General features: G+C 62.8%; 9 protein-coding genes. All 9 read right to left on the reverse strand.

The annotated features are described in order from the left end of the window. Positions 1-167: 167 nt before the first annotated feature. Entirely contained in the window at positions 168-2,342 is a 2,175-nt protein-coding gene (locus tag QOC76_RS20715) for a glutamine synthetase III family protein (RefSeq protein ID WP_526359855.1), read from the reverse strand. 136 nt (positions 2,343-2,478) lie between these two features. After that, positions 2,479-3,426 carry a Gfo/Idh/MocA family protein gene (locus tag QOC76_RS20720; protein ID WP_526359857.1) on the reverse strand — a complete coding sequence of 316 codons (948 nt, stop codon included), beginning with the start codon at positions 3,424-3,426 and terminating at the stop codon, positions 2,479-2,481. Then, positions 3,423-4,364: a sugar phosphate isomerase/epimerase family protein gene (locus QOC76_RS20725; RefSeq protein ID WP_526359859.1), complete on the reverse strand. Its 942-nt coding sequence runs from the start codon at positions 4,362-4,364 to the stop codon at positions 3,423-3,425. Before QOC76_RS20725 ends, QOC76_RS20720 begins: the two co-directional genes overlap by 4 nt. A 14-nt stretch (positions 4,365-4,378) precedes the next feature. Then, the gene (locus QOC76_RS20730; RefSeq protein WP_526359861.1) at positions 4,379-5,503 is read right to left on the reverse strand and encodes a Gfo/Idh/MocA family protein; all 1,125 of its coding nucleotides are present in this window, start codon (positions 5,501-5,503) and stop codon (positions 4,379-4,381) included. 36 nt (positions 5,504-5,539) lie between these two features. Beyond that, positions 5,540-6,496, reverse strand: coding sequence for a sugar phosphate isomerase/epimerase family protein (locus QOC76_RS20735; protein ID WP_526359863.1), 957 nt, complete (start codon positions 6,494-6,496; stop codon positions 5,540-5,542). Continuing rightward, the gene (locus QOC76_RS20740) at positions 6,489-7,352 is read right to left on the reverse strand and encodes an ABC transporter permease (RefSeq protein ID WP_526359866.1); all 864 of its coding nucleotides are present in this window, start codon (positions 7,350-7,352) and stop codon (positions 6,489-6,491) included. The genes QOC76_RS20735 and QOC76_RS20740 overlap by 8 nt, the downstream gene beginning before the upstream one ends. After that, entirely contained in the window at positions 7,345-8,271 is a 927-nt protein-coding gene (locus QOC76_RS20745; protein ID WP_526359868.1) for an ABC transporter permease, read from the reverse strand. Before QOC76_RS20745 ends, QOC76_RS20740 begins: the two co-directional genes overlap by 8 nt. 1 nt (position 8,272) lies before the next feature. Beyond that, complete coding sequence (locus tag QOC76_RS20750) at positions 8,273-9,400, reverse strand: ABC transporter substrate-binding protein (RefSeq protein WP_526359870.1); 1,128 nt, start codon at positions 9,398-9,400, stop codon at positions 8,273-8,275. 15 nt (positions 9,401-9,415) lie between these two features. Further along, on the reverse strand, positions 9,416-10,353 hold a 938-nt coding region (locus tag QOC76_RS20755; protein ID WP_526359872.1), incomplete at its 5' end, for an ABC transporter ATP-binding protein.

Below are 10,353 nucleotides of genomic sequence, written 5' to 3' on the forward strand. Positions count from 1 at the left end.
GCAGAGTGACGGAATTTCGCGGCGTGTCGCGCGCAGACGCGCACGCTCGCGCGGCAAAGGGGAGGCTGGAAATGACTTAGCCGCCGAGTGTGGGGGCTGCGGGTTAATAGCACCTGCGATTGCGCAGGCGTTTACCCCCACACTCGACGACGTCGTCAGTAAGTTCGTCAGAGAATATAGAGCATCTCCTGGTATGTCGGCAGCGGCCAAAGGTCGTCAGCGACAACACCTTCCAGCGTGTCTGCGGCAATACGTACCGTGTCCATCAACGGCAGCAGGCTCTGCGCATGTTTGGCCTCAAGGATGGCCGAATCGCCCCCGTGCGCTTCCATCGCCGTCTTAAGCGCCGTCAGCGCGGTGCTCAGCTCCGAGATCGGTTTCGACACAGCCGCCAACAACGCGGTGTCGGCCTCCACTCCCGCCGCCTTGAGCGTGGCGACGTTCTGCGCCAGCTCGGTCTGGTACCGCATCGCCGCGGGCAAGATCACCGTGGACCCGAGTTCCAGGGTGAGCTTCGCCTCGACGGTGACGGTCAGGGCGTACGTCTCGTACCGGACCTCTTCGCGACTGCGCAGTTCACGTTCGTTGAAGACGCCGTACTTCTCGAACACCTCGACCGCGTCCGGTGTGACCAGCTGAGGGATCGCGTCGATGGTGGTCTTGAGGTTCGGCAGTCCGCGTTCGGCGGCCTCGATCTGCCAGTTCTCCGAGTAGCCGTCGCCGTTGAACACCACCGCGCCATGCTCGGTGATGATCTCCGTCAGCAGCTGCTGCACGGCCTTGTCGAAGTCCTCGCCCTCGCCGACGGCCTTCTCCAGCACCGTCGCCATGTAGTCCAGCGAGTCCGCCATGATCGTGTTGAGGATGATCATCGGCACGTTGATCGTCTGACCGGAGCCAGGCGCACGGAACTCGAAGCGGTTGCCGGTAAATGCGAAGGGGCTGGTGCGGTTGCGGTCACCCGGATCGGTCGGCAGCTCGGGAAGCGTGTCGACGCCGATGATCATCGTGCCCTTGCCCTTTGACGACGTGGCCGCACCCTTGGCGATCTGCTCGAAGACATCGGCCAGCTGATCGCCGAGGAAGATCGAGATGATGGCGGGTGGGGCCTCGTTGGCGCCGAGGCGGTGATCGTTGGTGGCCGAGGCCACCGAGACCCGCAGCAGCCCCGAAAACTTGTGCACTGCACGGATCACCGCGGCGCAGAACACCAGAAATTGAGCGTTCTCGTGCGGGGTGTCACCCGGCACCAGCAGGCTGCCGAACTGCGCGTTGCCCAACGAGAAGTTGACGTGCTTGCCCGATCCGTTGACGCCGGCGAACGGCTTCTCGTGGAACAGGCACTCCATGCCGTGCTTCTTGGCGATGGTCTTGAACGTCGTCATCAGAAGCTGCTGATGGTCGGCGGCGATGTTGGCCCGCTCGAACATCGGGGCGATCTCGAATTGGCCCGGCGCGACCTCGTTGTGACGGGTCTTGGCCGGGATGCCGAGCTTGAACAGCTCACGCTCGGTGTCCATCATGAAGCCCAGCACCCGGTCGGGGATGGCGCCGAAGTAGTGGTCGTCGAACTCCTGGCCCTTGGGCGGCTTGGAGCCGAACAGGGTGCGGCCCGCGTTGATCAGGTCGGGACGCGCCAGGAAGAAGTGCCTGTCGACCAGGAAGTACTCCTGCTCGGGGCCGCAGAATGACACGATGTGGTCGAAGTCCTTGTGCCCGAACAGCTTCAGGATGCGCTCGGCCTCGGCACCCATCGCCTGCTGGCTGCGCAGCAGCGGCGTCTTGTAGTCCAGTGCCTCACCGGTCATCGAGACGAACACCGTCGGGATGCACAGCGTGTTGCCGTTCGGGTTCTCCAGGATGTAAGCCGGACTGGTGACGTCCCAGCCGGTGTAGCCGCGTGCCTCGAAGGTGCTACGCAGGCCGCCGGACGGGAAGCTGGACGCGTCGGGCTCGCCCTGGACCAGGGTCTTACCCGCGAACTCGGCCAGTGTCTGCCCGTCACCGACCGGCTCGAGGAAGCTGTCGTGCTTCTCGGCGGTCAGCCCCGTCATCGGGTAGAAGACGTGGGCGTAGTGGGTGGCGCCCTTGGACAGGGCCCAGTCCTTCATCGCCGAGGCGACGGAGTCTGCGACCGACGGGTCGAGCTTGGCGCCTTTCTCGATGGTCGCGACGACGGACTTGTACATCGCCTTCGGCATCCGCAGCCGCATCTCGGACATGGTGAAGACGTTCGACCCGAAGATTTCTCCGGGTTCCTCACCGGGGTCGAAGCTCTTTGGAGGAGGTACGTACGCCTGGACATCGTTGATTGCCTGCAGACGCACGGCGTTTCCACTCACGGATTGGTTCCTTATCGCTCGTCGCCCGCTTCGGCTGCACGGACCCTTGACCGGCCAACGATAGGAACATTGAATGGCGAACTTGTTACGGCACCGTCAACGACTCAATTCGGCCTTGACTGTGAGGTGTCGTGCCCTAGATGGTCGCGGCCCCGAGCACCGCGACGCCCGCGGCTTCCGTCAGGCCGTGGGCGAGTTCGAGAACTCGAGCGGCCTCCTGCGCCGTCGTGCCCTCCTGTGCCGCTCCACGCGCATGCCGGGCGAACGCCTCGGCCTGCAGCTTCAGAGCATGCAGCTGCGGTCCCTCGCCGGTCTCCGGCGACACCACGTCGAATCGGGTGTGATCCTTTGAGCCGAAAAGCGCAACGGAGACGACATCGCCGCCCTTGTAGAACCGCCCCAGCGATATCACCGCCGATGCGCCGCCGGACAGCATCACCAGCGCTTGCGTGCTGTCCACGTCGTTCTGAGCACCAGGATCTTCGGTCGTCGGGTAAGCGTGCGCGGTGACCTCATCGAAGTCCTGACCGAGCAACCAGAGCGTCTGGTCGATCTCATGCACACCCATATCGATGTAGATTCCGCCGCTGTCGTTGCGAAAAGACAGCGGCGGCGGGGCCTCGTCCCACTGTGCGCACACCAGAAAGTGCACGGTGCCATATTTGCCGTCGGCCAGATCGCCGCGCAGCGTCGACAACCGAGGGACGAATCGACGCCAGTAGGCGATCTGCAAGGCGAGGCCCTTATCGCGCGCGAGAACGCCCGCCGCCCTCGCGTCGTCGGGCACCAGACCGAATGGCTTCTCGCACAACACCGGCAGGCCCGCTTCCAGCGCCCGGCGAGTGGTGTCGATGTGTTGCGGTGTCGGCACGGCGATCAACACGCCGTCGAGCTCCGAGCCGGCGAACATTTCGTCTGCGGTGGAAAACACCGACAGCCCCCGTTCGCGCAGCGCGGCTGCCGCGGTCTCTGCCGGCTCTGTAACGGCCACCACCTCGACGTCGGTCGACCCTTCCAGGCCCCGCAGATGGGTGCGGCCCATCCGGCCGCCACCGATCAGGCCGAACCGAAAAGGATTGCTCACAGGCCCCGCTCCAGGAGGAATTCACGGTTGGCCCGCTGATCGGCGGCCGCCTGCGCGAACCGCTCCGCTGTGGTTGGGAAGATGTCCTGCTCGACGACGAGCCAACCCGCGTAATCGATCTCACGCAGAGCGGCCAAGAACGCGTCGACATCCAGCGCGCCCTCGCCCAGCTTCGGGAAGACCTCGTGCTCCCAGATCGCGTTGGTGGGAAGTCCCTTATCGACGATCTGCTGGAAACGTGGCAGGTCCGCGGTCTTGATATGGACATGGTCGATGCGGTTGGACCACTTCTTCACGTACTCAACCGGATCGCCGCCGCCGACCAGGAAATGGCCCGCGTCCATGCACAGGCCGATCTCCGAAACCGCCAGCATTCGACTCACCTCCTCCGGCGCTTCGACGAATGTGCCCGTCTCGTTGTGGAACACCGGTTGGTACCCGCGCGACCGGCACCGGTCGACCACGATGGCCATTCCCCTGGCAAACTCGGCCCACTGTTCCTCGGTGTATCCGCTGGCCGGATTGCGTGCACCCGAACCCGGGTTGTTGCGACGGAAATCCGCGCCGTCGCCGACTCCGAGGTCCGCCAACGTCGGACGTGGGTCCGGGCCCAGTCCGAGCGGCCTGATGGCGTCGAAGATGTCGAGCATCGCGTCGAGTTCGGGGAGGGTCTTCTCCAGCATCTCCGGGTCGGCGTAGGGCAGCTCGAGATATGCACCCGCTAGACCCAAGCTCCGCTTGGCGAGCTTCGCGCCGAGGTTCTCGGTGCTGCCCAGATAGCCGACCGGGCCGAGATCGATGCCTGCATAGCCGGCAGCACTGACCTGGTCCAGGATGTCGTCTCCGTCAGGAACGTTCGGATCGAATCCGATCGTCACCTCGAAGGCGCCGTAGCTGACCGGCGCGTTCGCGACGATGATTTCGCTGTCGTTGCTCATGTTTCGCATTCTCTCTAGTTGGCGGATGCCACGGCGCGGATCGCGCTCGGATCGGAGATCGGCCGCGGGTCTTGAACGAACCGGATAATGGCCTCGCACAGTGCGAGGTCGTGAATTGCGTCTTCTGCACCCGTTGCCGGCGCCTCCCCTGTCGTGACACAGCGATGGAAGGCTTCCAGTTCGAGCTTGAACGCGCTGTCATACGAGGTGATTTCGCTGATGCTGCGCGATTTGGTGGTGCCCGGTTCGCCCTCGATGATCTCTACGGTCGCCGGCGCGCTGCGCAGGAACGGCGACGGGAAGCTCAAAGTGACCCGCTGCTGCGGGCCGTAGAGTGCGAATTCCATTCCGTAGCGGGTGATTCCGGGAAGATCCATCCAATTGATCGGTACCGACAGGTCGCCGAACTTGAGGATGACGGTCAACTGGCCGGGTTGCATATCGACGTATTCCAGGCTGGTCGGCTCACCGAGCACGCCGCGCACTGTATTCAGCTCGTGGACGAGTGTGTCCAGCAGTACCAGGTGATACTCCTCGCGAAGGAACGGATTCGCCTCGCCGATGGCCCGGGTGATGCTGGCCTGTGTTGCCGCCGTGAGGGTCTCTATCGCATCGTTGGGGATCGGGGCCACGGGCGCCAGCGCGTAATGGCCGATGTACGGGAGAAAGGGCGACTCGAATGTGGTGACCCGCATGAGCCGCGGCTCGGCGACATTCACGGCAATGTCGCGGAAACGCTCGAATGCCGGGTCGTAACGCTTGGGATAAGCCACCATCAGCGTCACACCCGCCGCGTCGGCGGCGGACTTCATTTCCAGACCTTCGGCGACCGAGAAACACATCGGCTTTTCGACCAGGACGTGCTTACCCGCATTCGCCGCCGCGATCGCGATCGGCGCGTGGCTACCTGAAGTCAGGATCAAGACGGCATCGATGTCAGCATCGTCGAGCATGTCCTGCCAGTCGGTATACCGCTTGCCGACGTCGTATCGGTCGGCGTTGTTGTTGACGTTTACATCCGAAATGTCGCACAGTGCGACGACTTCGAAGCGGCCGGACAGTTCGCGCAAGTAGTTCAGGTGCATGACCTGCGCGATCACTCCGGCACCGACGACACCGACTTTGAGTCGCTCGGTCATTGGCTATGCCTCCTGTATTTCGTGTGCGTCATTCGCTCAGTGGGATTCGGCCAGCGCCGACTTGAGAAGAACGGCGCTCTCCTTGACCCCGGTCTTCGAGTCCACAAACGGGTCCTCGTGTTCGATGGAGAACGCGCGGACCGCCGAGCCGTCGAAGCGGGCGATGAACTGATGCCACCACTGGGCATCCTTGCCGTGACCGGGAACCGAGAAGTTCCACGGCATCTTCTCCGGGCTTGACGGCCATCTGTGGTCGAGGAGGCCGTTAAGGGCCAGCGCATCGTCGTTGAACGTCACGTCCTTGGCGTGTACGTGACCGATTCGCGGCATGATTCGCTCAACCACCCGGTCGGCGTCCATCTGCATCCAGAAGAAGTGGCTGGGGTCGAGGTTGGCGAAAAGGTTCTCGCCCAGGGTGATGAACTTCTCGAAGGTCTCGACGTTGTAGACGGTCGTCCCAGGGTGCAGCTCGATACAGATCTTGACGTCGGGGTTCTCCTTGGCCGCGAACTCGGAGAGTTGCGACCAGTACGGCACGACCGACTCCTCCCATTGGCGGTCGTGCACTCCCTCCAGATACGGCAGCCAGCCTCCGGCGCCGAACACCGCGGCATGGTCACCCATGGCGCCGGCGGCGGCACCCGACATCGCCACGATCGTGTCGGTGCCGAGTTCACCGGCCAACCGAACAGCGCGGCGCAACGCGGCGTCGTGATTATCGGCGATCGACTTGTCGGGGTGTAACGGGTTGCCCCACACGTTCAATGCGTCGAGCCGGATTCCATTGGCGCCGAGCTTGTCCAGCCACGCCTGTCTTGCCGACGCGTCGCCCAGCAGCGCATCGGGGTCCAGATGGGGGTGCGGCGCGTAGCCTCCTGCGCCGACCTCGACGGCGGTGACTTCGGGCACCTCGGTGCTCAACCAGGTCAGCACTTCGTCGAGCGAAGAGTCGAGAAAAGCCTCGAGCACTACAGAAACGTCACGCTCATGCACTAGCGGGTTCTTCCGATCGTTTGGTGGTCTTGGTGACCGATGCGAGTACCTTCACCAGCCGCAGCGCCCCGAAGGTCATGCCTGCGACGGCCAACGTGCCGACCAGCATCAGCGTCGCCAACGCGTTGACCTCCGGCGTGATACCGAACTTGAGTTGGTTGTAGATGTAAATCGGCAGTGTCTGGTCCGCACCGATGATGAAGTTGGTGACGATGAACTCATCCAACGAGAGCGTGAGTGCTATCAGCGCTCCCGCGATGATCCCGGGATAGATGAGCGGCAGCACTACGAAGAGGATTCGCTGCGGTGCGTTGGCGCCGAGATCGGCGGCGGCGCGCTCGAGGTTGCGGTCCAACGCCTCCAACCGTGATGACACCACCAGGACGACGAACGGTGTGGCAAGGACCGTCTGTCCGATGATGGCGGTGTAAAGCGATGGCTGGATGTGCAGCACATTGGTCACCAGCACCAGGATGGCGACGCCGATGAGCAAACCGGGCATCATGATCGGCAGGGTGATGAAGACCCGTACCCCGCCACGGTTCTTGATGTTGGCGCGCACCAGCGGGAAGGCTGCCATGGTGCCGATGACGGTAGAGAGCACGGTGACCCAGAACGCCACGATCAACGACTTCTCGAGCGCATTGAGAATCACGGTGTCGTGCGTAAGCCGCGAATACCAGTCGGTGGTGAACCCCGCCATCGGAAAGCCGACAACCCTGGACGTGTTGAAGGACAGCAGGATCATCACGGCGATCGGGGCAAACAGGAAGATGTAGATGCCGACGCCGTAGAACGACAGGATGATCCTGAACAGCCGGGCCCGCGGATTCACCGCCGCAAGATCGTCAGACATAGATTTCCTTGGTATCCAGACTGCGCCGGAAGACGATCAACACGATGGTGATCACCAGCGCGATCAACACGCTGGCCGCTGCCCCGAGCGGGAGCAGGTAGCCGGAGAAGAAGTTGGCCACCAGGTTGCCCATCATCACGCCGTGCGTACCGCCGATCGCCGACGGTGCGAGGTACTCGCCGAGAATCGGGATGAATACGAAGATTCCGGCCGTCACCAACGCAAGCCGCATTTGCGGAAGGAGAGTGTTGGCGATGGCGCGCATCGGTGTGGCGCCGAGGTCAACCGCTGCATGCAGAAGCCGCCAGTCGAATCTCTCCAGAGATGCATACAGCGTGAGCGCCGCGAACGGGAAGTACAGATAGACCAAGACGATGAACACGCCGGGGTTGTCGTACAGGAACAGCCGGATCGGGCCGTCGGTCAGACCGAGCGCTTTGAGCATCGAATTGATCGCGCCGTTGTCGCCGAGGATCGCCACCCACGCGTACACCCGCAGCAGATAACTGGTCCAGAACGGCAGGATCACCAGCAGCAGCCCGACCCGCTGCAGCTTCTTCGGGACATAGCGCACCAGCCAATAGCAGAACGGAAAGGCCAGTGCCAGCGCAGTGAGCGTCGCCAGGGCGGCCATCAGCACGGTCTTGCCGAATGTCCGCACGTACGTGCCCGTACCCAGGATCGTCTTGTAGTTGGCCGAGGTGAAGTCGGGCACCAACTCGTAGTTCTTGGTGAGCCAGAACGAGTAGACGACGATCAGGCACAACGGAGCGATGAAGAACACCCCGAAAAGGATTGCGGCCGGTACGAACCCGACGAACTGACGCCAATCTCGGCGTTCCTTCTTGGCGTCAGCGCGTCGTGGTTCCGCGTCATCCGACCCCCCGCCCGCATCGCGGGCATAGGAGGCTACGGTCATCTCACGCCCCGAAGACCTTGTTGAACGCCTCGGTGTAGGCCTGCTGATCCTGGGCCGGCCCCTTGAGGGTCATCTGCAACGCCTTCTCCGGATTGGTCATGAAAAGCCGTTTGGCGTTGTCGGCCGTCTTCGGATCGGCCGTCAGGGCCTCGGCGGCCTTCTGGTTGAACAGTGGACGCCAGTTCGTGGTGAAGTTCGCGACAATCCACTCCGATTGCTGCATCGCATCCATGAACGGCTTGACCCGAGCCTTGTTCGCGCCCTTGGCGACGATCATCTCCGAGTCGATGAAGCCGATCGTGCCCTCGGGTGGGTACGCGGACTTGAGTTCCGGGCCGCCTGCATCCTTGACACGCACATCGGTGCCGAGGTTCGAGATGCCGATCGCGGCTTCCCCGCTGGCCATCATGGTGACGATCTCGTTGTTCTGCGAGGCGAGCTTCACCACGTTCGGCTTCAGGGCGTTCAGGAAGTTGGACGACGACGAGATCTGGTCGGGCGTCTGTGCATAGGGTGACCCTTTGGCACCGGTGGCGATCCCTGCGATCGCCATCAGGTCGGTCGGAATGTTCTCCGCGACGATCATGCCCTTGTACATCGGGTCGGTCAGCGACTCCCACGACGTCGGCGGAGTCTTGACCTTGTCGGGGTTGAAGTAGATCTGCACCGTCGACCACGAGAACGGATATCCCAACGCGCCCTTGGGATCGTTGAGGAACTCGAACTTGGTGGCCATCGGGTACAGCTGAGAACTCGACGAGATCGACGCCAGGTCGAACGGCTCGATCAAGCCTTCCTCCATGTACTTCTTCACCCACAGCGCGTCGGCCGAGACCATGTCGAACTGCGACCCGGTCTGCTTCACCTGAAGCAAGGCATCAGCGTTGTCGGAGAACAGCTTCGGCCGTCCGGTGATCTTGGTCGTATCGGCGACCTTGGCGAGCTGGTCCTGCGAGTAATGGTCCGACCACGTCAGCCAATTGACGTTTCCACCGCCGCCGGATCCGCCGCCTGACGAGTCACTCGCCGACGAGCATGCCGACAACAGCATCGGGCTTGCCGCGCCGAGCATCAACGCTCCGCCGACGAACGAGCGGCGGCTCAGTTTTACTTCTGTGATTCGGGACATGCGACTTCCTGACTCTCAGTGGGCTACCAGCGGATGGGCTGCTTCCGTCGACCAGGACAGCTTCACGAAGTCACCCGATTCGAGGCCGATTTCAGCGAGATTCTCAATGTCGCCGTCGTTCAACGACGACACGACCTGCAATTCGGAATTCTCCAGCTGAAGCACCATGCGAGTAATCGACCCGAGATAACCACGCGAGAGCACTTGTGCGCCGATGAAACCGTCCTTGCCGATCCGCAGGGCTTCCGGCCGGACCACCAGCGAGCTGCAGGCATCCGGCGCGTGTCCCGAGATCGGAACCCTCGCACCGTTTTTCAGTACGAAGGTGTCCCCCTTCTTGTTGCCGTGAAAAATATTCGATTCCCCGATGAAGTCGGCTGCGAACAGGCTGGCCGGCCGTCGGTAGATCTCCTCCGGCGTTCCGATCTGCTCGATACGTCCTTCGTTCAAGATGACGATGCGGTCCGCGAGGGCCATCGCCTCTTCCTGGTCGTGGGTGACGAAAACGAACGTCGTACCGACATGACGCTGGATCAACGAAAGCTCGGTCTGCAGCCGCTTACGCAGCTTCAAGTCAAGCGCACCGAGAGGTTCGTCGAGCAGCAGCACACTGGGCTTGTTGACGAGCGCTCGAGCGATCGCGACGCGTTGCGCCTGCCCTCCCGAGAGCTGGCTGACCGGACGTTCGGCGAACGTCCCAAGGCCGACCAGGCTGAGGGCTTCGTGTGCGCGAGTCCGCTGTTCGCGCTTATGCACGCGAGCCATCCTCAAACCGAACGAGACGTTCTCGATGACGTTGAGGTGCGGGAACAACGCGTAGGACTGAAAGACGGTGTTGACCGGGCGCCTGTTGGGCGGCCGTTTGGTCATGTCGTTTCCGGCAATGCGCACCACACCCGAGGACGGCGCGGTGAATCCTCCGATGATGTTCAGCGTCGTCGTCTTGCCGCACC

It is taken from the genome of Mycobacterium sp. (assembly GCF_032159565.1).
GTDB lineage: Bacteria > Actinomycetota > Actinomycetes > Mycobacteriales > Mycobacteriaceae > Mycobacterium.